This is a genomic window from Bacillus sp. BC08, assembly GCF_054326875.1.
Window position 1 is genome coordinate 643,779 of record NZ_JBTGPA010000035.1, and the last position, 24,516, is coordinate 668,294.

The window sequence follows — 24,516 nt, forward strand, 5'->3', positions numbered from 1 at the left end:
AAAGTGAAGCCAAAAGGCTGAATGTGGGGTAGGAGCGAGGAGAGTGAACAAATTGAAATTAGAAAGATTTCGCAAAATAATAGGTATTTGTCTCCTTGTTTCTTTAGTTTTTATTGGGTGTTTTAAACCGCTTCGGACGTTTATTTCATCTCCGAAGCAACTTGTTGTTTTTGAAGGGCAACAATCAGAAATAGCGTCATTATCAGTTTTTAAAGCTTCATCTACAGATCGTCATGTGTTTACAGTAAGTTCAAATGAACAAAAACAAGGACTTATGGTAAATTCTCATCAAAATGGTGAAGCAGATATGGTGTTTCAGCTTGCTGGTTTTCCAGTAAAAAAAGTAAATGTGAAAGTATTGAAAGATTTTAAAGTTATTCCAGGCGGACAATCAATTGGTGTGAAGTTAAATACAAAAGGGGTACTTGTTGTAGGCCATCATTTAATTCAAACTGAAAAAGGGAAAGTATCTCCTGGTGAGACAGCTGGTGTGCAAATTGGAGATATGATTACTGAAATTAATGGTAAAACAATTGAAAGAATGAGTGATGTAGCACCGTTTATTCATAATAGTGGTGAAACAGGTGAACCGCTTAATCTTGTTTTGTTAAGAGATGGAAAACATATCCGCACTAAGTTAACACCACAAAAAGACAGTGGAGAATCGTCTTATCGCATTGGTTTATATATTCGTGATTCGGCAGCCGGAATCGGAACAATGACATTTGTTCATCCTGATTCTATGAAATATGGGGCACTTGGTCATGTCATTTCTGATAACGATACGAAAAAGCCGATTCAAGTCGAAGATGGACAAATTATGCGTTCGACGGTTACATCAATTGAAAGAGGTAGTCATGGGAATCCAGGAGAGAAATTAGCGAGGTTCTCACCAGATCGTGAAGTGATTGGTAATATTACAATAAATAGTCCATTTGGCATATTCGGAAAATTAAATACAAATATACCAAATGGTGTAATGGATAAAGCAATGCCGATTGCACTATCTCATCAAGTAAAAGAGGGACCAGCAAAAATATTAACAGTTATTGATAAAGATAAAGTGGAAGCGTTTGATATTGAAGTTGTTAGTACAGTACCGCAAAAGTTTCCGGCTACAAAAGGCATGGTAATAAAAGTCACGGACAAACGTTTATTAGCGAAAACGGGTGGTATTGTACAAGGCATGAGCGGAAGTCCAATTGTACAAAATGGAAAAGTAATTGGTGCTGTTACACATGTATTTGTAAATGATCCAACATCAGGATATGGTGTTCATATTGAATGGATGTTACATGAGGCTGGAATAAACATTTATGAACAAGAAAGAAAAGCGAGCTAATTAATAATTAGCTCGCTTTTCTGTTGAAAAATTCGTTGAAATTTTGTAAAAGCTCCGCAAGAGGTGTTTTTTGTTGTAAAATAAAAGAAAAGGGTTGAACGTTTCGTTGTATTTCTATGATGGAATGTGTTGCGAAAGGGAATAAATGAGCGATAAACATATTTTTTTGTGATTTTATCGGAAAGTAACAAACTTTAAAAGGGAATTTTCACACAATTGTCGAACAATTCATGTAGCCTAGAAGGATACACATGTCGGAGAATCGATTCGGTAAGGGAGGAAAAGCTGTGGAGAAAATTAAAGTATGTCTTGTGGATGATAATAAAGAATTAGTATCAATGCTAGAGAGTTATGTAGCTGCTCAAGATGATATGGAAGTAATCGGTACTGCTTATAATGGTCAAGAGTGTTTAAATTTATTAAATGATAAGCAGCCGGATGTACTTGTTTTAGACATTATTATGCCACATTTAGATGGTTTAGCTGTACTAGAGAAAATGCGACATATTGAAAGGCTAAGACAGCCTAGCGTAATTATGTTGACAGCATTTGGACAAGAAGATGTGACGAAAAAAGCAGTTGACTTAGGTGCTTCATATTTCATATTAAAACCATTTGATATGGAGAATTTAACGAGTCATATTCGTCAAGTTAGCGGTAAGGCGAACGCTACCATTAAACGTCCACTTCCATCTTTCCGCTCAGCAACGACAATAGATGGAAAGCCGAAAAACTTAGATGCAAGCATTACGAGTATCATTCATGAAATTGGTGTGCCTGCTCATATTAAAGGGTATATGTATTTAAGGGAAGCGATCTCTATGGTGTACAATGATATCGAATTACTGGGATCTATTACGAAAGTATTGTATCCAGATATCGCGAAGAAATATAATACAACAGCAAGCCGCGTCGAGCGTGCAATCCGTCACGCAATTGAAGTAGCATGGAGTCGAGGAAATATTGATTCTATTTCGTCCTTATTCGGTTATACAGTATCCATGTCAAAAGCAAAACCTACGAATTCCGAGTTCATCGCAATGGTTGCGGATAAGCTAAGACTTGAACATAAGGCTAGCTGAGAGTAAAAGTAGTAAGAGGTTTAAGTTTTAGTAAAGCTTAATCATTCCTTAAATTTATACTCGATATTAAATGTAAAACCAATGAACTTTTTATGTAATGACCAATGAATTTTAGAATTCGTTGGTCTTTTTATTTCCTTGGATTTAAGGATTTTGAGGGATATATATAAATCTATGTAGAAAAATGCAGTGAACATAAGGATATGTACAGGAGATACGTGGGTTTGACATCATAATCTCTATAACGTATCATTGATTGGGAAAAGTTAAGAGATATAGGAGAATGGATGAATGACTTTTAAAAAGATAGTGAATCGAGCTTACCCAATCATTGTTATGATGGTGTTTTTATCTATATTTTCAATGATAGTAAGTAAATTTTTTATCCCGAAAACAATTTTGATGAGTGGTGAATTTCCTTATCCGACTGAGGAGTATACTCCCAAAAAGGTCGGTGCTGTTATAGGGGCAACGTTGCTTTTATTTGCGCTCTTCTTTATGTATTATAAATGGGTTATTAATAAAATGAAAAGAACGTACACAAGTATTATGATTGCTTTAGGTATCGTAATTATTTTAACGATGGAAATAATTATTACTTCCATAGCATTTAACCCTGTTGTAGGAGATTATGCCATCCTTAAAGAAGGAATTGTCTCTGTGTTTAAGGGAGATAATCATTTTTTAGAAATGGGACAGCTTCTATTTTATCCATATAATACACATATTGTATTATTAGGAGGATATTTTGCTAAATTGGTAGGAAGTGTAGATATAGCAATAAAAATATTACCAATAGTATGTATAACAGGTAGTATCATTTTAAATGTATTGATTTTAAAGAAAATTACAAACTTTAAAGTTGCTCACATATCGATTGTATTATCTGTGCTAAACATTTTTATATATTGGCAGGCGCCAGTTTTCTATACGCATACATTAGTAATATTTTTTATTTCAGCAACGATGTATACATATTTATGTTTGAAAACAGCGGAAACAAAAAGAATGAAGATTATTTTATGGGTTTTATTAGGAGTTTTCGCAGCTTGTACTTATATTATAAGACCGACAGCGTTGGCGGTAGCGTTAGCGATTTTAATTGAAAATATTTTTAAGTTTCGTAAGGAGTATTCCGTAAAGGTATTAAGTAGTGTTATATTTTGTTTAATCCTTATTGTAAGTTTTAAAGGTATAACGACAAAGTTAAATCTCAGCACTGATAATGAAATTGAAAAAATTCCATATACCCATTGGGTACAAATGGGTTTGAATAAAGATACGTATGGTGTTTGGAATCAGGCGGATACAGATTATATTAATGATGAAAACATAAAAAATACAAAGGATTTGGATGAACATAATAAAAAAGTTATAGTGCAGCGTTTTAATGAACTTGGCGTAATGGGATATGTACGGCATTTAAATGAAAAAATAACTAGAGAATGGGTATCGAGTCAGTTCTCCATGTACCGTATTGGAGAATGGTTTGAGCAGAAGAACGACACGATAACTAATTACGTATCGAACTATAGTACAACGAATTATAAAATCGTTACTGTATATTCGTATGCTATCAAATTATTTGTTTATGTAGCTGTTCTGGCGGCTGTTATACTTTATAAAAAGAAAGATGAAAATGAATCGGAAGTTATACGGATTGCGATGATTAGTACGTTAGGGGTGTTTACTTTCTTATTACTATGGGAAACGGCTCCTCATTATACTTATGAAGCATTTGCATTTATGAATATTCCAGCTTCTTTAGGATTATATAAATTGTTTATGATTTTTAACAAAGAAAAGAAAAATGCATAATTTGAGTAATTGAAACGAGTAGTAAGAACCCCCTCTTTTATTAAAAGAGGGGGTTTAATGTATTGATTATAAATGTTTGAAGAAACGATTAAATTGAATCATAGTATATCTGTTAAAGGATTTTAGTAGGGAAGGCATCCATGATATAATAGAAAATAATAAAAAGCCCTGCAAAACAGGACTGTATTATTCTTCGTCTTTATTTTGTTTTTCTAATTCAACTAACTTTTGAATTAAAATGTGCTGCGGCATATGCATCAGTTGTTCGAGTGGAACACCTAATGCTTTTGATAGGCGGACTGCAGTGTCTGGAGAAATTTGTAATGGTCTCATAGAAGTACCTCCTTTTTCGTATAGTATAGCATAAGATTGGGGGAGTGAGGATGACTCTTATATTTGCACATCGTGGTGCAGCGGGAACGTACCCCGAAAATACAATGATTTCATTTGAAGCAGCTGAATCTTTTAGAGCAGATGGAATTGAACTTGATGTTCAATTAACGAAAGATGGAAAGGTTGTCGTCATTCATGATGAAACAGTGAACAGGACAACAAATGGAAAAGGTGCGGTTCGAAATTATGTATATGAGGATTTATGTAAATTAGATGCGAGCTACACATTCAGTGATAAAGTAGGATTTTGTAAAATACCTCTTTTAGAAGAGGTGTTAGAATGGATTGAAAAAACAGAGTTGCTACTTAATATTGAACTTAAAAATAATAAAATCCCATACAGAGGTTTAGAAGAAGAAGTTATAACGCTTGTGCGGAAATATAATCTAGAAGATCGTGTTATATTTTCTTCATTTAATCACTACAGTATGAAAAAGTGTCATATGATGGCTCCTGATATTCAAACAGCGATTTTATATCGTGAAGGTTTGCATAGTCCATGGGCGTATGCAAAAAAAATGGGTGCTACAGCAGTACACCCGAATTATCGTTATCTGCAAGATGCCGTTGCTGAATTAACAATGGAGAGTGGTGTAGAGGTTCGTCCTTATACAATTAATGAAGAAACGCTTATGCGAAAATATTTTGATATGAATATTTCGGCGATTATTACTGATTACCCTGAAACGGCAAGAATGTTATTGCCAATAAAAAAATGAGACCGTTACACGCGGTCTCATTTTTTTATTTATCCCGCTATTTGCGGGCAGTAAGACCCTCGTCTCAAAATTCAGTGAAAGCAAAGAAGTTAGTTGGGGGTCGGGCTGCCAGTAAAAGCCCGATTGGTGAGGGCTGATAATCAGTGTGGGATGAACAAAACCCCCACTGATTAAAGTTTGACTTTATAAATAGTGGGGCTTTCTTATCTTCTAAAGCGAGCTTGTACTTTATTTCGTTTACGGTCTCGGTGTAAGACGAAGCCACCAAAAATATAAAACCCGAACGCGAAGCAAAGAGCGCCAATTAAAAATTGTAACCACAGTATAGAGAGTGGCGGAAATAGAATCCCAAATACAGTATCTCTCATTAACTTAATGCCAAACACAGCTAATGAAATAGGGATGAGTGCTAATGATAGAGCAAGGTAACGCTGCATAAAAACGCTCCTTTTCAGATTATTTTGTTTATTTTAATGATGTTATATGGGAAGGGGGTTTGTCAAGAGGGGGTTGAACGAGTAAGATAAGGGTGTGAAAAATTTTGCAGAGATACTTCGAGAGGAAGTGTAATATATGAAACAAAAAGTGTTAATTGTTGGTGCCGGTGAAGGTGGTAGTACACTACTGAATCTGTTACAAAGTTCAAATATATTTCAAATTATAGGGATTATTGATATAAATCCGTTAGCGAAAGGATTACAAATGGCTACGGAATATGGGGTTACGATTGGAGAGAGTGTAACGCCGTTTCTTGCTATGCACATTGATGTAATGTTTGATATGACAGGTGACGCTGATTTACATAAAGTTTTATTAAAGAAGAAGCATAAAGATACGCTTCTTATACCAGGCGATATTGCGAAAATTGTTACGAGATTAGCACATGAGAAGGAAGATTTAATTGGAAAATTAGAAGAACAAACGCAGCAAGGGGATTTAATTTTAAATTCTACACATGACGGTATGATTGTGATTGATCGAGAGGGACAAGTTCGCCTGTTTAATAAAAGTGCAGAGCGTATTATCGGATATAAAAAAGAAGATGCGGTAGGGAAATATATTTTAGAAGTTATTCCGACTAGTAAATTGCTTCGGATTATACGTACGAAACAAATAGAAGTAAATTATGAACTGACATTAGAGAATGAAAAGAAAATTATTACAACCCGTATTCCAATATTAAAAGAGGGAGGAGAGGTACAAGGGGCATTTGCGATTTTTAAAGATATAACAGAAGTTGTAGATCTTGCGGAAGAAGTTACAGATTTAAAGGAGATTCAAACGTTACTTGAGGCGATTATTAACTCGTCTGAGGAAGCGATTTCGGTCGTGGATGAAAAAGGAAGAGGGTTAGTAATTAACCCTGCGTATACGAAATTAACAGGTTTAACAGAAGAGGACATTATTGGAAAGCCAGCTACAACTGATATTGTAGAAGGTGAAAGTATGCATATGAAAGTACTTCGAACGCGTAGGGCGGTACGAGGGATACATATGAAGATTGGGCAAAAAAAGCGAGATGTAATTGTAAACGTAGCACCAGTCATTGTGGATGGGATATTGAAAGGGAGCGTTGGTGTAATTCGTGACGTATCAGAAATTCAAAAATTAACAAATGAATTGAATAGGGCAAGGCAAATTATTCGAACGTTAGAAGCGAAATATTCATTTGATGACATTGTCGGAAATTCTGATGAAACAACGGCGGCTATCGAGCAGGCAAAACTTGGGGCGAATACACCAGCGACAGTATTACTACGCGGAGAATCTGGAACGGGTAAAGAATTGTTTGCACATGCCATCCATAATGGAAGTAATCGAAAATATAATAAATTCGTTCGTGTAAACTGTGCTGCTATTTCGGAGACGTTGCTAGAAAGTGAATTATTCGGTTATGAGGAAGGTGCATTTTCTGGCGCGAAAAGAGGCGGAAAACGTGGATTCTTTGAGGAAGCAAATAACGGTAGTATCTTTTTAGATGAAATAGGGGAACTATCTGCAAATACGCAGGCGAAACTCCTTCGCGTGTTGCAAGAAAAAGAAATTGTAAAAGTTGGTGGAACGAAAGCGATACCTATAAATGTCCGGGTAATTGCAGCGACACATGTGAATTTAGAAAAAGGCATTCTAGAAGGAGAGTTTAGGGAGGACTTATATTATCGATTAAATAAAATTCCAATTCAAATTCCATCTCTTCGTCAGCGTAAAGGGGACATACCGGCAATCGCAGAAAGATTAATTCAAAAAATTAATCAAGATTATGGCCGAAATATAGAGGGGCTCACTGATCCAGCTATTTTATATTTACAATCATATGAATGGCCAGGAAATGTGAGAGAACTTGAAAATATTTTGGGGAGAGCTATTATCTTTATGAATTATAACGAGACCTATATTGATGTGCACCATTTACCGCCATTACATAATGAAGAGCAGGTGGAGTCAAAGCAAACTCATTTATTACCCGAGTTGGAGGAAAAGCCACTTGAACATTTAGTGACAGAGTTTGAAGGGAATATCATTCATGAATATTTAGAGAGGTTTGGCGGAAATAAAACACAAACGGCAAGAGCGTTAGGAATTTCGGTTCGAAATTTATATTACAAGCTAGAAAAGTATGAGTGTGCAAAAAATAGCATGCAATAAATTGCGTACCATGCAATTTATTGCATGGTATACAAAATGCGACAAATCAAGACAGAATATTTTGTTATTTTCCAAAGTATTGATTTTACTGCATTTTGAATGCGTTTTCATTATTGGTAGGACCACTTTCAAAAGTTGGCACGGTATTTGCTTTATAAATAGACGAGGGACGACGGAAAGGGTTGATTACAAAATATGAAGTTAGAACACTTAATTGATCAAGCAGTAGGACAGCCTAAAAAAACTGTGGCTGTAGCAGTAGCTGAAGATCATGAAGTAATTGAAGCTGTAGCGAAAGCAAGTACATTACAGCTAGCTCAATTTCGTCTATATGGAAATCAAGAAAAAATAATGGGGATGTTACAAGAACATGGTTTACAAACTTCAGAACATATTGAAGTGATTGCAGCAGCATCAAGTGCTGAGGCTGCAGAACTTTCTGTTAAGGCTGTAAGAAATGGCGAAGCAGATGTGCTTATGAAGGGAAACATCCCAACAGCAAATATTTTGAAAGCTGTATTAAATAAAGAGTGGGGACTTCGTAAAGGTAGCGTACTTTCACACGTTGCAGCATTTGAAGTTCCAAATTACGATCGTCTAATTTTTGTTACAGATGCAGCGATGAATATTGCACCTGATGTAACACAGAAAGCTGCTATTATACAGAATACTGTAGAAGTTGCCCAGGCAATAGGAATGGATTTGCCAAAGGTAGCACCAATTGCAGCGGTAGAGGTTGTGAATCCTGCGATGCAAGCGACAATTGATGCAGCGATGTTAACTCAAATGAATCGCCGCGGACAAATTAAAAACTGTGTCGTTGATGGACCACTTGCTTTAGATAATGCAGTATCACAAATTGCAGCAGAACATAAAGGCATAGTAAGTGATGTAGCAGGTAAGGCAGACATTTTACTCGTCCCAACGATTGAAGCTGGAAATGTGCTATACAAATCACTCGTATACTTTGCGGATGCAAAAGTAGGAGCAATGATTGCTGGCGCAAAAGCACCGATTGTTTTAACGTCTCGTGCTGATTCAGCAGAAACAAAAGTATATTCATTAGCATTGGCAGTTGCGACTGCTTCAAAATAAACCAAATAGGGTAAAACACTAGGGGGAAACGACAATGACATTAGAAATCTTCGAATACTTAGAAAAATATGATTATGAGCAAGTAGTATTTTGTCAAGATAAAGAATCTGGTTTAAAAGCAATTATTGCAATTCATGATACAACACTTGGACCAGCTCTTGGTGGAACAAGAATGTGGACATATGATTCTGAAGAAGCGGCGATTGAAGATGCATTGCGTCTTGCAAAAGGGATGACATATAAAAACGCAGCAGCTGGCTTAAACTTAGGTGGTGCGAAAACAGTAATTATCGGTGATCCACGTAAAGATAAGAGCGAAGCGATGTTCCGCGCATTAGGACGTTACATCCAAGGACTAAACGGGCGTTACATTACAGCTGAAGATGTTGGTACAACAGTAGATGATATGGATATTATCCACGAAGAAACTGACTTTGTAACAGGTATTTCACCATCATTCGGTTCTTCTGGTAACCCATCTCCAGTAACTGCATACGGTGTTTACCGTGGGATGAAAGCAGCTGCGAAAGAGGCTTTCGGTACTGATAATTTAGAAGGAAAAGTAATTGCTGTCCAAGGCGTTGGTAACGTAGCATATCACCTATGCAAACATTTACACGCTGAAGGAGCAAAACTAATTGTTACAGATATTAATAAAGAAGCTGTACAACGCGCGGTAGAAGAATTCGGTGCATCAGCAGTTGAACCAAATGAAATTTACGGTGTTGAATGTGATATTTACGCACCATGTGCATTAGGCGCAACAGTTAATGACGAAACTATTCCACAACTTAAAGCAAAAGTAATCGCAGGTTCTGCAAATAACCAATTAAAAGAAGATCGTCACGGCGACGTGATTCATGAAATGGGTATTGTATACGCACCAGACTATGTTATTAATGCAGGTGGTGTAATTAACGTAGCAGACGAGTTATATGGATACAATAGAGAACGTGCACTAAAACGTGTTGAGTCAATTTATGACACAATTGCAAAAGTAATCGAAATTTCAAAACGCGATGGCATTGCAACTTATGTAGCAGCAGATCGTCTAGCTGAAGAGCGCATTGCAAGCTTGAAAAACTCTCGTAGCACATACTTACGCAACGGTCACGACATTATTAGCCGTCGCTAATCATTCATATATTACTTTTACAAAAGGTGTGGTTACCTCTTATGAGGTTTCCACTTCCTTTTGAATTTATTAGTGGAGGTAGCAACAGTGTCCTTAAATCGAATTCTTGTTATTAATCCGGGTAGTACATCCACAAAAATTGGTGTTTTTGATAATGAAAGACCCGTTTTAGAAGAGACTATTCGTCATGACGAAGAACAAATTGGAAAATATAAGAGAATTATCGACCAATATGAATTTCGTAAAGAAACGATCTTAGAAGTTCTACATTCTCACGGTATTAACATTTCAAAGTTAAACGCAGTTTGTGGGCGCGGGGGATTACTTCGTCCAATCGAAGGCGGAACATACACAGTAAACGATTCGATGTTAGAAGATTTAAAAAATGGATTTAGTGGTCATCATGCTTCAAATCTTGGAGGCATTTTAGCATATGAAATCGCTTCTGGATTAAATATTCCAGCATTCATAGTAGATCCTGTCGTTGTAGATGAAATGGAGCCGATTGCTCGTATAAGCGGTATTGCTGGTATGGAACGTAAAAGCATTTTCCATGCATTAAACCAAAAAGCAGTTGCTCGTAAAGTAGCTGAAGAATTAAATCACAAATACGAGGATTTAAATTTATTAGTTACACATATGGGCGGCGGTATTACAGTTGGTGCTCATAAAAAAGGAAAAGTTATTGATGTGAATAACGGCTTAAACGGTGAAGGACCATTTAGTCCAGAGCGTGCTGGTACAGTACCGGTAGGGCAATTAGTTGAGATGTGTTTCTCTGGTGAGTATTACCGTGACGAAATGATTAAAAAGCTTGTTGGACAAGGTGGACTTGTAAGTCTAATCGGTACAAATGATGCGATTAAAGTAGAACAAATGGTTGAAAAAGGTGATCCGGAAGCAACTCTTATTTATAAAGCAATGGCATATCAAGTTGCAAAAGAGATTGGCGGAGCTAGCGCTGTACTTCACGGAAAAATTGATGCAATCGTTCTAACTGGTGGACTTGCGTACAGTAAAATTCTTGTCGATGAAATAAAAGAACGTGTGGACTGGATTGCTGATGTTATCGTACATCCAGGGGAAGATGAATTACAAGCATTAGCAGAAGGAGCACTTCGTGTATTACGTGAAGAAGAAGCGCCGAAAGAGTATGTTGTACGAGAAAAACAAACAGTAGCTAGGGGTTGAGATAATGGCAAGAGAATATGATTTAGTCATCGTTGGCGGCGGTACTGGTGGATATGTTGCTGCTATTCGAGCATCGCAACTAGGTTTAAAAACTGCACTTGTTGAAAAAGAAAATCTTGGTGGTACTTGTTTGCACAAAGGATGTATTCCTAGTAAAGCTCTTTTGCGTAGTGCGGAAGTATACGCAACTGCTAAAAAAAGCGAAGAGTTCGGGGTTATTGCAAGTAATGTAGAACTAAACTTTGCGAAAGTGCAAGAGCGTAAAGAGAAGATTGTAACGCAACTTCATAAAGGCGTTCAGCACTTAATGAAACAAGGTAAAATTGATGTGTTTGAAGGTATTGGCCGTATTCTTGGCCCATCTATTTTCTCTCCAATGCCAGGGACAATTTCAGTTGAACTTGCAAGTGGAGAAGAGAATGAAATGTTAATTCCAAAAAATGTACTTGTTGCAACAGGTTCTCGTCCGAATTCATTACCAGGTTTAGAATTAGACGGAGAGTATGTAATGTCTTCCGATCATGCCCTGAAAATGGAAACGCTTCCTAGCTCGATTATTATCGTTGGTGGCGGTGTAATTGGTATTGAGTGGGCATCTATGCTTGCTGACTTCGGTGTAGAAGTTACAGTATTAGAGTATGCGAAAACGATACTACCACTAGAAGATCAGGACGTTTCAAAAGAAATGCAACGTCTATTCAAGAAAAAAGGTATTAAAGTGGTAACTGGTGCAAAAGTATTACCAGAAACATTGGTAAAAGATAATGGAGTAACAATTCAAGCTGAACATAACGGTGAGAATAAAGAATTTAAAGCAGAAAAAATGCTTGTATCTGTAGGAAGACAAGCCAATACGCAAAATATTGGTTTAGAGAATACGGATATCGTTGTGGAAAAAGGATACATTCAAACAAATGAGTTTTATCAAACGAAAGAATCTCATATTTACGCAATTGGAGATGTAATCGGTGGCTTACAACTTGCTCACGTTGCTTCTCATGAAGGAATTGTTGCAGTAGAACATATTGCGGGTAAAGAAGTTACACCAATTGATTATTCTATGGTATCAAAATGCGTATATAGTAGTCCGGAAGTTGCTTCTGTCGGTTTAACAGAACAAGAAGCGAAAGAAAAAGGCTATAAGTTAAAAGTAGGTAAGTTCTCATTCCGTGCAATCGGAAAAGCACTTGTATACGGCGAATCAGATGGTTTCGTAAAACTTGTAGTTGATGAAGAAACAAATGACATTCTTGGTGTTCACATGATTGGACCACATGTAACAGATATGATTTCTGAAGCTGGTCTTGCAAGAGTACTTGATGCAACACCGTGGGAAGTAGCACATACAATTCATCCGCATCCATCATTATCTGAGGCGATTGGTGAAGCAGCATTAGCTGTAGATGGAAAAGCGTTACACGCATAAAAATGTGGATTTAGGAGGTTATGAAAAATGGCAGAAGTAAAAGAAAAGCGCCATGAAGAGCTTGGCTTAAGTGATGAGCAAGTATTAGAGATGTTCCGTACGATGTTACTTGCACGTAAAATCGACGAACGTATGTGGTTATTAAACCGCGCTGGTAAAATTCCATTCGTAATTTCTTGTCAAGGACAAGAGGCGGCACAAGTTGGAGCAGCATTCGCTCTTGATAGAGAGAAAGATTATGCATTACCATACTACCGTGATATGGGTGTTGTACTAGCGTTTGGTATGACAGCTAAAGAACTTATGTTGTCTGCTTTCGCGAAAGCTGGAGATCCAAACTCTGGTGGTCGTCAAATGCCTGGTCACTTCGGTCAAAAGAAAAATCGTATTGTGACAGGATCATCTCCAGTAACAACGCAAGTACCACATGCAGTTGGTATTGCATTAGCTGGAAAAATGGAAAAGAAAGATTTAGTAACGTTTGTTACATTTGGAGAAGGTTCTTCAAACCAAGGTGACTTCCATGAAGGTGCAAACTTTGCGGGCGTACACAAACTACCTGTTATTTTCATGTGTGAAAATAATAAATACGCAATCTCTATTCCAGTTGAAAAACAATTAGCATGTAAAAATGTATCAGATCGTGCAATTGGTTACGGTATGCCTGGATATACAATAGACGGAAACGATCCACTTGCAGTATATAAAGCTGTAAAAGAAGCTGCAGACCGCGGCCGTCGTGGTGAAGGCCCAACTTTAATTGAAACAGTATCATATCGTTTAACAGCACATTCTAGTGACGACGATGATCGTGTTTATCGTGATAAAGAAGAAGTAGAAGAAGCAAAGAAAAAAGATTCAATTATAACATTTGCTGCTTATTTAAAAGAAGCTGGTGTGTTAACTGAGGAATCTGAAAAACAAATGTTAGACGAAATTATGCATATCGTAAATGAAGCAACAGAATATGCAGAAAATGCTCCGTATGCAGCACCTGAAGATGCATTGAAGCACGTATACGCAGAATAGGGGGGAACGTTTCATGGCTGTAATGTCTTATATTGATGCTATTACATTAGCAATGCGCGAAGAAATGGAACGCGATGAGAAAGTATTCGTTTTAGGTGAAGATGTTGGTAAAAAAGGTGGCGTATTTAAAGCGACACATGGTTTGTATGATCAATTTGGTGAAGATCGTGCGCTTGATGCACCGCTTGCAGAATCTGCAATTGCTGGGGTAGCAATTGGTGCAGCAATGTATGGTATGCGTCCAATCGCTGAAATGCAGTTTGCTGATTTCATTATGCCAGCAGTAAACCAAATTGTTTCTGAGGCAGCAAAAATTCGTTATCGTTCTAATAACGATTGGACTTGTCCAGTTACAATTCGTGCCCCATTTGGCGGGGGGGTTCACGGTGCATTGTATCATTCACAATCTGTGGAAGCGATGTTTGCGAACCAACCAGGTTTAAAAATTGTTATCCCTTCTACACCATATGATGCAAAAGGCTTATTAAAAGCAGCAATTCGTGATGAAGATCCAGTATTATTCTTTGAACATAAACGTGCATACCGCTTAATCAAAGGTGAAGTGCCAGAAGATGATTACGTATTACCAATTGGAAAAGCAGATGTAAAACGTGAAGGTGATGATATTACTGTTATCACATACGGATTATGTGTTCATTTTGCTCTTCAAGCAGCTGAAAAGTTAGCACAAGATGGCATCTCTGCACACGTTCTTGATTTACGTACTGTATATCCATTAGATAAAGAAGCAATCATTGAAGCAGCTTCTAAAACAGGTAAAGTTCTTCTTGTAACAGAAGACAATAAAGAAGGAAGTATTATCAGTGAAGTGGCAGCAATTATTGCTGAAAACTGTCTGTTTGATTTAGATGCGCCAATCGCACGTCTTGCAGGTCCAGACGTTCCAGCAATGCCATATGCACCAACAATGGAAAAATTCTTTATGGTAAATCCAGATAAAGTTGAAAAAGCAATGCGTGAACTTGCGGAATTTTAATCGGGGGGACTATACATGGCTGTAGAAAATATCACAATGCCTCAGCTCGGGGAGAGCGTTACAGAGGGTACAATTAGTAAATGGCTCGTTAATGTTGGCGATCACGTAAATAAGTATGATCCGCTTGCAGAAGTAATGACTGATAAAGTAAATGCTGAAGTACCATCTTCTTTCACTGGTATTGTGAAAGAGTTAATCGCTGGTGAAGGTGAGACGTTAGCTGTAGGTGAAGTAGTTTGTGTTATTCAAGTAGAAGGCGCAGATGAAGTAGCAGCGACAGCTGTTGAAGAAAAAACAAAAGAAGAACCAAAGGCAGAAGTAGCTACGCCTGAAAAAGCACCGAAAGCAAAACAACCAACTGATGGAAAACCACGTTTTTCACCAGCTGTTTTAAAACTTGCGGGTGAGCATAACGTTGATTTAGATCTAGTAGAAGGTACGGGAGCAAATGGCCGTATCACTCGTAAAGATATCTTAAAGCTTGTGGAATCTGGAAATATTCCACAAGCAGGTGCTAAGAAAGAGGAAGCGGTAGCAGCAGTAGTAGAAGCTCGTCCAGAAGCACCAAAAGCAGCGCCAGTCGCACAAAAAGTAGAAGCGGCAAAACCAGTTTCTGTACCAACAATGCCTGGCGATATCGAAATTCCAGTAACAGGTGTGCGTAAAGCAATTGCAGCGAACATGTTACGTAGTAAACACGAAGCGCCACACGCTTGGATGATGATTGAAGTAGATGTGACAAACCTTGTGTCATACCGTAATTCAATTAAAGGTGATTTCAAAAAACGCGAAGGCTTTAACTTAACGTTCTTTGCTTTCTTCGTAAAAGCAGTAGCACAAGCGTTAAAAGAATATCCTCAAATCAATTCAATGTGGGCTGGCGATAAGATTGTTCAGAAGAAAGATATTAACCTTTCTATCGCTGTTGCAACAGAGGATGAACTATTTGTACCAGTAATTAAACACGCGGACGAGAAGACGATTAAAGGTATCGCTCGTGAAATTACAGAGCTTGCAGGAAAAGTACGTACGAAATCGTTAAAAGCGGACGAAATGCAAGGTGGAACATTTACAATTAATAACACAGGATCATTCGGTTCTGTTCAATCTATGGGTATTATTAATTACCCACAAGCGGCTATTTTACAAGTTGAATCAATTGTAAAACGCCCAGTCATTATGGATAACGGTATGTTCGGTGCTCGCGACATGGTTAACTTATGTTTATCACTTGATCACCGTGTACTAGATGGCCTAATTTGTGGTAAGTTCTTAGGACGTGTAAAAGAAATTCTAGAAAATACGTCAGAAAATAATACATCGGTATATTGATAAAAAGCTCGCTTATGCGAGCTTTTTATCATCTTATTTCTTCATTTACATCCTACTATATGTACAACACTTTTCCCGGCAATCTTACAATGAACGAGTATGTATTAGAAATTTACGAAAATACATTGCTGATATATGGTATATAGATATAAAATAAGAAAAGAATAATTTTTTTGGCAAATCTTACTGACGAAACTGTAGTATAATATATTGTATTGTATGAAAAAGAGAGTTATTCTATATAAGTGTTTTATAGATAATGTGTAATCAGTCGTCAAAACATGAAGAATGTTGACTCCTGGTTTTTTATTTTGCTGTAACAATGTTTCAGGAGGATGTCATGAAAAGAAGTACCGAGTTTCTAAAAAGTTTAGATGTAAAATTAATATTAATTTTGTTTGCACTATGTGTTACGAGTATAGCTGCTATATATAGCAGTCAGCAAACTGGCCAATATGGAGAGGCAAACTTTGCGATGAAACAGGGTTTGAACTACATAATTGGAGTTGTATTGTTACTGCTTGTTGCAAGCATCGACTTAGATCAATTACAAAAATTGTCTTGGCCACTTTATATCGTTGGATTTGGTTCACTTATTCTTTTGAAAATACTACCAGTTTCCACCTTTACACCTGAAAAATTAGGTGCAAAAAGATGGTTTGTGTTTCCGTTAGTTGGACAAATTCAACCATCTGAGTTTTTCAAAATTTCATTGCTTCTCGTAGTAGCAAGTATAGCGGTGAAGCATAATGCACAGTATATGGCAAGAACATTCCAAACGGATTTACAATTAGTAGGTAAAATTATGCTAGTATCCCTCCCGCCTATGGCTGTTGTATATAGCCAACCGGATACAGGGATGGTGTTCTTATACGCTGCTGCTATTGCATGTATTTTATTTATGTCAGGTATTCAGAAGAAATTGATAGCGTTATGTACAGTTATTCCGGTGACCGTATTATCTACGTTAATATTTATTTACGTAAGGTATGAGGATTTCTTCTTTAATAATTTAGTTACGTTACTAAAACCTCACCAACAATCACGTATTGTAGGTTGGTTAAATCCATTTGAAAATGCAGATCAAGGTTATCAAACACAGCAATCGATTTTAGCTGTAGGTAGTGGCGGTATGGAAGGGAAAGGCTTTGGTGAAGGGAACGTCTATATCCCTGAGAAGCATACTGACTTTATTTTTGCTACAATTGCCGAAGAAGGTGGATTTATCGTAGCAGCGTTAGTTGTATTCTTGTTCCTATTACTACTATATAGAACAATTATTATTGGTTATTCTGCTGATAATTTATTCGGTACATTATTATGTGCTGGATCAATTGGGATATTAACGGTTCAAATATTCCAAAACATCGGTATGATCGTTGGATTAATGCCTGTAAAAGGGATTGCATTACCTTTCTTATCATATGGGGGAAGTTCCTTGTTCTCGAATATGATTATGATGGGTCTCATATTATCGGTACGGAAAACGTATAAAAAGTATATGTTTTCTGTTAAGTAAAAAAGCTGGTTCGTGTAAATGCGAACCAGCTTTTTTACATATATGCTCTTAAACGTTGCAAACTAAAACAGAATAGCAGTTTGAGACGGGTAAGGAGTGCAAAGTGATGCATATGCATATTTTTGAAGGGGCACGGCATCTTTCTAATAGTGAGTGGGTTATTCGGGCTATTATAGCATACATATTTTTAATATTAGTTGCGAAAGCGATGGGACAAAGGTCCATCGCACAACTTCGTTTCTTAGATGTCGTATTAGTGTTATTGCTTGGTGGGAATATTTCTAACGCATTATCTGATGAAAAAGTGGGATTACTCGGCTCGATGATTACAACGTTCATACTCGTTGTACTTCACATTATAAGCTCAGTCTTAATGTTGAAATGGGATAGATGGAGACGCTTTTTAGAGCCAGCACCTATTATTCTTATACACAATGGTTCCATTGATTTTAGCAATTTGAAAAAAGCGAGAATTACGGTGGAATATTTATTTTCGGAACTTCGTATGCGAAATGTGAGTGATATTCAAACGATTAAATTAGCATTGTGGGAAGCGAATGGTGTTGTTTCGATATTTCAGTATCCAGAATATGAAGCAGTTTCGCGGCTTGATCTGAAAGTAGCGGCAAAAAAATCTCCAGTTTCTTTTGTATTAGTAAAGGATGGGAGCATTCAGCAAGATGTTCTAGCTTTAGTAGGGAAAACAGAAGAGTGGGCGAGAGAATTTCTAGAGAAGAGTGCAGAAGTCGAATCCATTATGTTAGCTACAGTAGATGAAGCTCATAAAATAAATATTTTGTTAAAAAAATGAAAAATATACGCATTTTGTCGTTTCATACATATGATACAATAGTGTGGACAACGAAAAAGGAGGGATACGATGGGATATGTAGAGGAGTTACGAAAAATAGTTGGTCATCGCCCTTTAATTTTAGTTGGTGCTGTTGTACTCGTTATAAATGAACATGGATATGTATTATTACAGCAAAGAACAGAGCCTTACGGAAAATGGGGATTGCCTGGCGGATTAATGGAGCTTGGCGAATCACCAGAAGAAACAGCTTGCCGTGAAGTATATGAAGAGACAGGAATAGAAGTGAAGAACCTGCGATTAATTAATGTATTTTCAGGAGCGAACTATTTTACAAAACTAGCAAATGGTGATGAATTTCAATCCGTAACGACAGCCTATTACACCGAGGAATACGAAGGGGAGTTTGTTATGAATAAAGAAGAAGCGGTTCAGCTTACATTCTTCCCACTAACAGAACTACCTGACTATATTGTAGGATCGCATAAAAAAATGATTGTTGAATATATGAAGATTATGGAAAAAAAGATATAATAATAGTGAAAGAAATACAAAAACACAGTTCTGGTCGGTAGTCCAGACGCATGATTTCATGTCAGTAACCTTCCCCTCCGGGATGTCCAGTATTTCTAAATTTTTTTTAGGAGGGGCTGTCAATGGAGTTGACAGTATATCACGATGGTCAATTTTTTGTTGGAATTATTACATGTAAAGAAAAAGGGAAGTTGTATGGAGCAAGGTATATTTTTGGAATGGAACCTTCAGATGAAGAAGTACTTATATTTGTGAATGGTCCAATGTTAGCATATTTCCAGCATGTTGCAAAATGTGGTGTGGAAGTGAAAGAAAAACAGCGTCCCAAAAATATAAAACGTATCATACGACAAGCGGCAAAAGAAGTAAATGTAAAGCGTTTTACTAAGGCACAAGAAGCAATTAGCTTATCCTATGAACTGCATAAACAAGAAAAGAAAGTGCAATCTAAGGAGAAGCGAGAAGCTGAAAAACAAAGAAGACGTTTAATCAAAGTACAAAAAGCAAAGCAAAAGCATCGTGGCCATTAAGAAAAGGTGTTAGAGCAAGAGCTCTAACACCTTTTCTATACCCAAATACAAGTAAACTTACTTGTATTTCATAAACATTAACTGGTAAGATACAAATAGGTAGTTTTAGAGGAGGGAAAAGATTGATTAATTTTAACTTTTTTATGAATGATGTTGTCCGCCAAGCGCGTGAAGAGATTGTCTCTGCTGGATATACAGAATTGACGACGCCGGAAGCAGTAGAAGAAGCGTTTAAAAGAAATGGAACAACACTTGTAATGGTAAACTCTGTATGTGGTTGTGCAGGTGGTATTGCTCGTCCAGCTGCTGCGCATTCCGTACATTATGATAAACGTCCTAACCATCTTGTAACGGTGTTTGCAGGTCAAGATAAAGAAGCAACAGCAACAGCTCGTGAATATTTCGAAGGATATCCACCTTCTTCTCCATCATTCGCTTTATTAAAAGATGGAAAAATTGTAACGATGGTAGAACGTCATGAAATTGAAGGTCATGAACCAATGCAAGTTATTGCAAAACTACAATCTTATTTCGAAGAGAATTGCGAAGAGCTATAAAAATAAGCAAAAAGGCGGTACGCCCACAATCAAGTGGATGTACCGCCTTTTTTATTTAGTATTAAAATTTATCCCGCTTTAATGGGCAGTAAGACCCCCACCTCAAAATTCAGCGAAAGCAAAGAAGTTAGGTGGGGGTCGGGTTGCCCATAAAATTCCGATTGGTGAGGGCTAATAATCAGTGGGGATGAAGAAAACCCCCACTGATTAAAGTTTCACTTTATGGGACATGCATAGTTATGTTGTTTTATGCATTATTTTATGCATGTGAAACGCTATTAATATTGTTGTTTAATTTATTTTTATTTTATATATTGCATAAAAATGAAAGTGCTGATACAATACAAACATCGAATAAATATTCTATTAAACTTTTAAATATACATTATTAGGGGGAAGAAAGATGAAGAAGTTAGTATCAATATCGTTTGCACTTATTTTAATTATAAGTATGTTCAGTGCTTGTAGTAATGGGGAAGAAAAGGCTAGTGGAAAAAATAAAAAGGTACTGGTTATGGGGACTTCAGCAGATTATAAACCATATGAATACGTGGAAGCTTCAAAAAGTGATGAAATTATCGGCTTTGATGTCGATGTTGCTAAATATATCGGAAAAGAACTTGGTTATGAAGTGAAAGTGAAAGATATGGATTTTGGTGGTTTATTAGCATCTCTTAGCTCAGGAAAAGTTGATTTCGTAATGGCAGGTATGACGCCGACTGCAGACCGTAAAAATAATGTTGATTTCACAGATATTTATTTTGTTGCGAAAAACATGGTCGTTTCTAAAAAAGATTCTAACATTCAATCTGTAGAGGATTTAAAAGGGAAAAAAGTAGGGGTACAAACAGGATCTATTCAAGAAGAGAAAGCGGCAGAATTTAAAAAACAAGTAGATTTCAAAGTTGAGGGACGTGACCGTATACCAGAAATCGTACAAGAAATTAAAGCTGGTCGTTTTGACGCTGCAATTATAGAAGATACAGTTGCTAAAAATTATGTGAAAAAAATGAAAGAATTACAAGGAATTGAAATTCAAGAAGCACCAGAAGAAGTAGGAGCAGCAATTGCCCTTCCGAAAAACAGTGATAAAACAGTAGAATTTAATAAAGTGATTAAAAAAATGCAAGAAAATGGAGAAATGGATAAATTAGTGAAGAAATGGTTTGGCAGCGAAAAATAAGCTGCCTTTCACTTTTCAGTGAGGGGAATGAAAAGAATGAACTTAGATTTTTCGGCGATTACGCCTTCGATACCATATATACTAAAAGGCCTAGAAGTTACTTTGAAAATTGTAGCAGTATCAGCGCTAGTAGGGTTTATTTTAGGAATGTTATTAGCACTTTGCAAAATTGCTAGAATACGAGCATTAAATATAGCGGCAGATTTTTATACATCAATTTTCCGTGGTACACCACTTGTATTGCAATTAATGATTATTTATTTCGGTGTCCCGCAAATAATTGGTTATGAAATACCAGCATTCGTAGCAGCTGTATTAGCATTTAGCTTAAATTCAGGTGCATATATGTCAGAGGTAATTCGTGCCGGCATTCAAGCGGTTGATAAAGGACAAACAGAAGCAGCGATGGCTTTAGGGATTCCTTACGGGAAAATGATGCGAAATATCATTTTCCCTCAAGCATTAAAAAATATATTACCAGCGCTTGTGAACGAGTTTGCGACACTTACGAAAGAATCGGCTGTAGTAACAGTAATAGGAGCGACAGATTTAATGCGCCGTGCTTACATTGTAGGCGGTGAGACGTTTAAATATCTTGAACCATTACTTTTTGTTGGACTAATTTATTATATGTTAGTCATTATTCTTACATTAGTCGGGAAGGCAATTGAAGGGAGAATGAAGAAAAGTGATTAAAATTGAAAACCTTCATAAATCATTTGGAAAAAACGAAGTATTAAAAGGGATTACAACAACGATTGAAAAAGGGGAAGTAGTAGCAATTATTGGACCGTCTGGGTCAGGGAAATCAACATTTTTACGTTGTATGAATGTGCTAGAAGCACCGACAAATGGTCACATTTGGATTGGAACGGAAGAAGTAACGAATCCAAAAACGAATATTATGCACGTTCGTGAAAATGTCGGAATGGTATTTCAGCATTTTCACCTATTTCCTCATATGACTGTATTAGAAAATATTACGTATGCTCCTATCAATGTAAAAGGAATAACGAAACAGGAAGCTGACAAGAAAGCCGAGAAACTTTTAGAAAAGGTCGGTTTATTAGATAAAAAAGATACGTATCCAAACCGTCTTTCGGGAGGACAAAAGCAACGTGTAGCAATTGCGAGAGCGTTAGCGATGGAACCAGAAGTTATGTTATTTGATGAACCAACATCAGCGCTAGATCCAGAGATGGTAAAAGAAGTGCTAGAAGTTATGAAATCATTAGTTACGACAGGAATGACAATGGCGATTGTTACACATGAAATGGGATTCGCAAAAGAAGTAGCGGATCGTGTTCTCTTTTTAGATGGTGGAAAGCTTGTAGAAGATAGTGCGCCAGCAGAATTTTTTGCAGCACCGAAAAGTGAACGTGCGCAACAATTTTTACAAAAAATATTGTAATATGTAACGGTTACGTGAATAATAAGTAGAAAAGGATGACATTGTGTCATCCTTTTTTTATACTAGCTGTAAATACGTTTATACATATAGGAGCAATGCTATGTTCAAAATTGGATACCGTACAGTAAAAACAGCAATAGGGACAGGCGCAGCAGTTTTTATTGCTCAGTTATTAGGATTAGAATTTTATAGTTCAGCGGGCATTTTAGTTATATTATGTGTACAAAATACGAAACGTAAATCACTTCAAGTATCGTTACATCGTTTTTTAGCTTGTGTATTATCAATGGTATTCGCGTTTTGCATTTTTGAAACAGTTGGATATACACCGCTAGCAATTAGTATATTATTACTTACATTTATTCCGACTGCAGTTATGCTTAAAATTCAAGAAGGTATTGTCACGAGTTCAGTTATTGTGATGCATCTATATTCATTGAAACAAATTACATGGCTTATTGTTGGAAATGAAATTGCGATATTAACGATAGGAATTAGCGTTGCTTTATTAGTGAATATGTATATGCCAAGTAGTGAAAATAAGCTAAAAGAGTATCAGGATACAATAGAAAGCAATTTTAAAACAATTTTGTTTGAAATGGTCGTTTATTTACGAAACAGAGAAAGTAGTTGGAGCGGGGCAGAACTTATTGAAACTGAAAATATGTTAAATGAAGCAAGGGATTTATCTTTTAAGAAACTTGAGAATGCATTTATGCGAGAAGATGGCTATTACTATCGTTATTTTAATATGCGCATGCAACAATTCGAAATTTTAGAGCGGATGATACCATTAGCAGCTTCTTTATCATGGACATATGAACAAGCTGACATGATTGCGGATGTGGTTGAAAACATTGGGAATGCTATTAGCCCTGAGAGTACTGGGGTTATTTCCTTAAGACAGCTGCAAGAAATGAGAGAATTATTTAGAGACATGCCATTGCCAGTTACACGTGAAGAGTTTGAGATACGTGCGAAGCTTGTTCAACTTGTGTATGAAATGGAGCAATATTTACTCATTAAAAGTCGTTTTAAGGGAAAGGATAATATAAAAGAACTTATATAGAAGGTAGGAATTATTTATGCCGTATCTTCTCTCTTTCATATTATGTCTTTCTTTATCACCTATTTGGCCTCTTGGTGATAATCCACGTGCCGGAGATCCTTTCATTATTGTAAATAAAGCGACGAATAAACTAGCTTATATTGACGATGGAAAGATTCAAAAGGTTTTTCCAGTAGCGACAGGGAAAACAAATGAATTAACTCCAGAGGGAACTTTTGATGTTGTAATGAAAGCGAAGGATCCGTATTATATTGCGAAGGATATTCCAGGGGGATCACCGAAAAATCCGCTTGGGTCAAGGTGGATTGGATTTAATGCAAGAGGAACTGATGGAAGTAAATATGGAATACATGGAACAAACCAACCTAGTTCAATTGGAAAGTATATTTCACAAGGATGTATAAGAATGAAGAAAAACGATGTGGAGTATTTATTTGATCGCATTCCAATTGGAACGAAAGTATGGATTGTGAAGTCAAAGAAATCATTTCAGCAATTGGCAAAACAAAAAGGAGCCATTGCATATGAAAAAGCCAACAAAAAGGTTGGCTTTTTCTATTGTAATAAGTTGTCTTGACATGTGTACATAACCATGAGTTAATGAGAGTATAGAAAGATAAAGTGAAACTTTAATCAGTGGAAGGTTTTTACCCGCTGATTATCAGTCCGCACCAATCGGGGTAAAAATTAGATAAAG

General features: G+C 36.6%; 24 protein-coding genes. 22 read left to right on the forward strand and 2 right to left on the reverse strand.

All coding sequences use genetic code 11. The annotated features are described in order from the left end of the window. The first annotated feature begins 43 nt into the window (after positions 1 to 43). The 3 genes from spoIVB to ACXVYO_RS21515 all read left to right on the forward strand — a co-directional run bounded on the left by spoIVB (position 44) and on the right by ACXVYO_RS21515 (position 4,242). Positions 44 to 1,342 (forward strand): SpoIVB peptidase, encoded by a 1,299-nt coding sequence (gene spoIVB / locus ACXVYO_RS21505; RefSeq protein WP_458468427.1) that lies wholly within the window; start codon positions 44 to 46, stop codon positions 1,340 to 1,342. 287 nt (positions 1,343 to 1,629) lie between these two features. Further along, complete coding sequence (spo0A, locus tag ACXVYO_RS21510; protein ID WP_033656399.1) at positions 1,630 to 2,424, forward strand: sporulation transcription factor Spo0A; 795 nt, start codon at positions 1,630 to 1,632, stop codon at positions 2,422 to 2,424. Positions 2,425 to 2,715: 291 nt separating this feature from the next. Further along, a complete protein-coding gene (locus ACXVYO_RS21515) occupies positions 2,716 to 4,242 on the forward strand; it encodes a hypothetical protein (RefSeq protein ID WP_458468428.1) in 1,527 nt (508 codons plus the stop codon). Between the two features lie 186 nt (positions 4,243 to 4,428). Here ACXVYO_RS21515 and ACXVYO_RS21520 read toward each other — a convergent pair whose 3' ends face one another. Beyond that, positions 4,429 to 4,575: a YycC family protein gene (locus ACXVYO_RS21520; protein WP_001247671.1), complete on the reverse strand. Its 147-nt coding sequence runs from the start codon at positions 4,573 to 4,575 to the stop codon at positions 4,429 to 4,431. 50 nt (positions 4,576 to 4,625) lie between these two features. Between ACXVYO_RS21520 and ACXVYO_RS21525 the strand changes: the two genes are divergently transcribed. Next, the gene (locus tag ACXVYO_RS21525; protein ID WP_262740597.1) at positions 4,626 to 5,354 is read left to right on the forward strand and encodes a glycerophosphodiester phosphodiesterase; all 729 of its coding nucleotides are present in this window, start codon (positions 4,626 to 4,628) and stop codon (positions 5,352 to 5,354) included. Positions 5,355 to 5,557: 203 nt separating this feature from the next. Here the strand turns inward: ACXVYO_RS21525 and ACXVYO_RS21530 are convergent, their stop codons facing one another. Continuing rightward, the gene (locus ACXVYO_RS21530) at positions 5,558 to 5,791 is read right to left on the reverse strand and encodes a DUF2627 domain-containing protein (protein ID WP_073516457.1); all 234 of its coding nucleotides are present in this window, start codon (positions 5,789 to 5,791) and stop codon (positions 5,558 to 5,560) included. 136 nt (positions 5,792 to 5,927) lie between these two features. On the opposite strand from ACXVYO_RS21530, the gene ACXVYO_RS21535 reads away from it, so the two are divergent. The 18 genes from ACXVYO_RS21535 (at position 5,928) to ACXVYO_RS21620 (ending at position 24,396) form a co-directional block, all read left to right on the forward strand. Next, positions 5,928 to 8,000: a sigma 54-interacting transcriptional regulator gene (locus ACXVYO_RS21535; RefSeq protein ID WP_458468429.1), complete on the forward strand. Its 2,073-nt coding sequence runs from the start codon at positions 5,928 to 5,930 to the stop codon at positions 7,998 to 8,000. 195 nt (positions 8,001 to 8,195) lie between these two features. Next, positions 8,196 to 9,095, forward strand: a complete 900-nt coding sequence (yqiS, locus tag ACXVYO_RS21540) for a phosphate butyryltransferase (protein WP_458468430.1) — start codon at positions 8,196 to 8,198, stop codon at positions 9,093 to 9,095. 34 nt (positions 9,096 to 9,129) lie between these two features. Then, entirely contained in the window at positions 9,130 to 10,230 is a 1,101-nt protein-coding gene (locus tag ACXVYO_RS21545; RefSeq protein WP_000171356.1) for a leucine dehydrogenase, read from the forward strand. Positions 10,231 to 10,317: 87 nt separating this feature from the next. After that, positions 10,318 to 11,421 (forward strand): butyrate kinase, encoded by a 1,104-nt coding sequence (gene buk / locus ACXVYO_RS21550; RefSeq protein WP_000056194.1) that lies wholly within the window; start codon positions 10,318 to 10,320, stop codon positions 11,419 to 11,421. Between the two features lie 4 nt (positions 11,422 to 11,425). Further along, the gene (gene lpdA, locus ACXVYO_RS21555) at positions 11,426 to 12,847 is read left to right on the forward strand and encodes a dihydrolipoyl dehydrogenase (protein ID WP_000090438.1); all 1,422 of its coding nucleotides are present in this window, start codon (positions 11,426 to 11,428) and stop codon (positions 12,845 to 12,847) included. A 27-nt stretch (positions 12,848 to 12,874) separates the two neighbouring features. Beyond that, the gene (gene bfmBAA / locus ACXVYO_RS21560; RefSeq protein ID WP_000852551.1) at positions 12,875 to 13,876 is read left to right on the forward strand and encodes a 3-methyl-2-oxobutanoate dehydrogenase subunit alpha; all 1,002 of its coding nucleotides are present in this window, start codon (positions 12,875 to 12,877) and stop codon (positions 13,874 to 13,876) included. Between the two features lie 13 nt (positions 13,877 to 13,889). Beyond that, positions 13,890 to 14,873 carry a 3-methyl-2-oxobutanoate dehydrogenase subunit beta gene (bfmBAB, locus tag ACXVYO_RS21565; protein ID WP_000290073.1) on the forward strand — a complete coding sequence of 328 codons (984 nt, stop codon included), beginning with the start codon at positions 13,890 to 13,892 and terminating at the stop codon, positions 14,871 to 14,873. A gap of 15 nt (positions 14,874 to 14,888) precedes the next feature. Then, on the forward strand, positions 14,889 to 16,205 hold the full coding sequence (locus ACXVYO_RS21570) for a dihydrolipoamide acetyltransferase family protein (RefSeq protein WP_000257676.1): 1,317 nt from the start codon (positions 14,889 to 14,891) through the stop codon (positions 16,203 to 16,205). A 340-nt stretch (positions 16,206 to 16,545) separates the two neighbouring features. Continuing rightward, positions 16,546 to 17,724, forward strand: a complete 1,179-nt coding sequence (locus tag ACXVYO_RS21575) for an FtsW/RodA/SpoVE family cell cycle protein (protein WP_000831199.1) — start codon at positions 16,546 to 16,548, stop codon at positions 17,722 to 17,724. A 106-nt stretch (positions 17,725 to 17,830) separates the two neighbouring features. Further along, the gene (locus tag ACXVYO_RS21580; protein WP_458468431.1) at positions 17,831 to 18,535 is read left to right on the forward strand and encodes a DUF421 domain-containing protein; all 705 of its coding nucleotides are present in this window, start codon (positions 17,831 to 17,833) and stop codon (positions 18,533 to 18,535) included. Positions 18,536 to 18,604: 69 nt separating this feature from the next. Then, positions 18,605 to 19,069 carry an NUDIX hydrolase gene (locus ACXVYO_RS21585; protein WP_458468432.1) on the forward strand — a complete coding sequence of 155 codons (465 nt, stop codon included), beginning with the start codon at positions 18,605 to 18,607 and terminating at the stop codon, positions 19,067 to 19,069. Between the two features lie 122 nt (positions 19,070 to 19,191). Next, positions 19,192 to 19,599, forward strand: a complete 408-nt coding sequence (locus tag ACXVYO_RS21590; protein WP_458468433.1) for a YjdF family protein — start codon at positions 19,192 to 19,194, stop codon at positions 19,597 to 19,599. Between the two features lie 143 nt (positions 19,600 to 19,742). Beyond that, complete coding sequence (locus ACXVYO_RS21595; protein ID WP_002008492.1) at positions 19,743 to 20,156, forward strand: BrxA/BrxB family bacilliredoxin; 414 nt, start codon at positions 19,743 to 19,745, stop codon at positions 20,154 to 20,156. Between the two features lie 403 nt (positions 20,157 to 20,559). Next, a complete protein-coding gene (locus ACXVYO_RS21600; RefSeq protein WP_458468434.1) occupies positions 20,560 to 21,339 on the forward strand; it encodes a transporter substrate-binding domain-containing protein in 780 nt (259 codons plus the stop codon). A gap of 36 nt (positions 21,340 to 21,375) precedes the next feature. Beyond that, complete coding sequence (locus tag ACXVYO_RS21605) at positions 21,376 to 22,035, forward strand: amino acid ABC transporter permease (RefSeq protein WP_073516447.1); 660 nt, start codon at positions 21,376 to 21,378, stop codon at positions 22,033 to 22,035. Further along, a complete protein-coding gene (locus ACXVYO_RS21610) occupies positions 22,028 to 22,750 on the forward strand; it encodes an amino acid ABC transporter ATP-binding protein (RefSeq protein ID WP_073516446.1) in 723 nt (240 codons plus the stop codon). The genes ACXVYO_RS21605 and ACXVYO_RS21610 overlap by 8 nt, the downstream gene beginning before the upstream one ends. A 100-nt stretch (positions 22,751 to 22,850) precedes the next feature. Continuing rightward, on the forward strand, positions 22,851 to 23,819 hold the full coding sequence (locus ACXVYO_RS21615; RefSeq protein ID WP_073516445.1) for an aromatic acid exporter family protein: 969 nt from the start codon (positions 22,851 to 22,853) through the stop codon (positions 23,817 to 23,819). Between the two features lie 16 nt (positions 23,820 to 23,835). Next, the gene (locus tag ACXVYO_RS21620) at positions 23,836 to 24,396 is read left to right on the forward strand and encodes a L,D-transpeptidase (protein ID WP_458468435.1); all 561 of its coding nucleotides are present in this window, start codon (positions 23,836 to 23,838) and stop codon (positions 24,394 to 24,396) included. Positions 24,397 to 24,516 lie beyond the last annotated feature (120 nt).

What these genes read in the sequence shown, in the direction of transcription:
- ACXVYO_RS21520 (WP_001247671.1), bottom strand. Translation starts at nt 4,575, where the DNA reads ATGAGACCATTACAAATTTCTCCAGACACTGCAGTCCGCCTATCAAAA.
- ACXVYO_RS21525 (WP_262740597.1), top strand. Translation starts at nt 4,626, where the DNA reads ATGACTCTTATATTTGCACATCGTGGTGCAGCGGGAACGTACCCCGAA.
- ACXVYO_RS21530 (WP_073516457.1), bottom strand. Translation starts at nt 5,791, where the DNA reads ATGCAGCGTTACCTTGCTCTATCATTAGCACTCATCCCTATTTCATTA.
- ACXVYO_RS21545 (WP_000171356.1), top strand. Translation starts at nt 9,130, where the DNA reads ATGACATTAGAAATCTTCGAATACTTAGAAAAATATGATTATGAGCAA.
- ACXVYO_RS21605 (WP_073516447.1), top strand. Translation starts at nt 21,376, where the DNA reads ATGAACTTAGATTTTTCGGCGATTACGCCTTCGATACCATATATACTA.
- ACXVYO_RS21615 (WP_073516445.1), top strand. Translation starts at nt 22,851, where the DNA reads ATGTTCAAAATTGGATACCGTACAGTAAAAACAGCAATAGGGACAGGC.
- ACXVYO_RS21575 (WP_000831199.1), top strand. Translation starts at nt 16,546, where the DNA reads ATGAAAAGAAGTACCGAGTTTCTAAAAAGTTTAGATGTAAAATTAATA.
- ACXVYO_RS21580 (WP_458468431.1), top strand. Translation starts at nt 17,831, where the DNA reads ATGCATATGCATATTTTTGAAGGGGCACGGCATCTTTCTAATAGTGAG.
- ACXVYO_RS21535 (WP_458468429.1), top strand. Translation starts at nt 5,928, where the DNA reads ATGAAACAAAAAGTGTTAATTGTTGGTGCCGGTGAAGGTGGTAGTACA.
- bfmBAB (WP_000290073.1), top strand. Translation starts at nt 13,890, where the DNA reads ATGGCTGTAATGTCTTATATTGATGCTATTACATTAGCAATGCGCGAA.
- ACXVYO_RS21600 (WP_458468434.1), top strand. Translation starts at nt 20,560, where the DNA reads ATGAAGAAGTTAGTATCAATATCGTTTGCACTTATTTTAATTATAAGT.
- bfmBAA (WP_000852551.1), top strand. Translation starts at nt 12,875, where the DNA reads ATGGCAGAAGTAAAAGAAAAGCGCCATGAAGAGCTTGGCTTAAGTGAT.
- lpdA (WP_000090438.1), top strand. Translation starts at nt 11,426, where the DNA reads ATGGCAAGAGAATATGATTTAGTCATCGTTGGCGGCGGTACTGGTGGA.
- ACXVYO_RS21620 (WP_458468435.1), top strand. Translation starts at nt 23,836, where the DNA reads ATGCCGTATCTTCTCTCTTTCATATTATGTCTTTCTTTATCACCTATT.
- ACXVYO_RS21570 (WP_000257676.1), top strand. Translation starts at nt 14,889, where the DNA reads ATGGCTGTAGAAAATATCACAATGCCTCAGCTCGGGGAGAGCGTTACA.
- ACXVYO_RS21585 (WP_458468432.1), top strand. Translation starts at nt 18,605, where the DNA reads ATGGGATATGTAGAGGAGTTACGAAAAATAGTTGGTCATCGCCCTTTA.
- ACXVYO_RS21590 (WP_458468433.1), top strand. Translation starts at nt 19,192, where the DNA reads ATGGAGTTGACAGTATATCACGATGGTCAATTTTTTGTTGGAATTATT.
- yqiS (WP_458468430.1), top strand. Translation starts at nt 8,196, where the DNA reads ATGAAGTTAGAACACTTAATTGATCAAGCAGTAGGACAGCCTAAAAAA.
- ACXVYO_RS21515 (WP_458468428.1), top strand. Translation starts at nt 2,716, where the DNA reads ATGACTTTTAAAAAGATAGTGAATCGAGCTTACCCAATCATTGTTATG.
- ACXVYO_RS21595 (WP_002008492.1), top strand. Translation starts at nt 19,743, where the DNA reads ATGAATGATGTTGTCCGCCAAGCGCGTGAAGAGATTGTCTCTGCTGGA.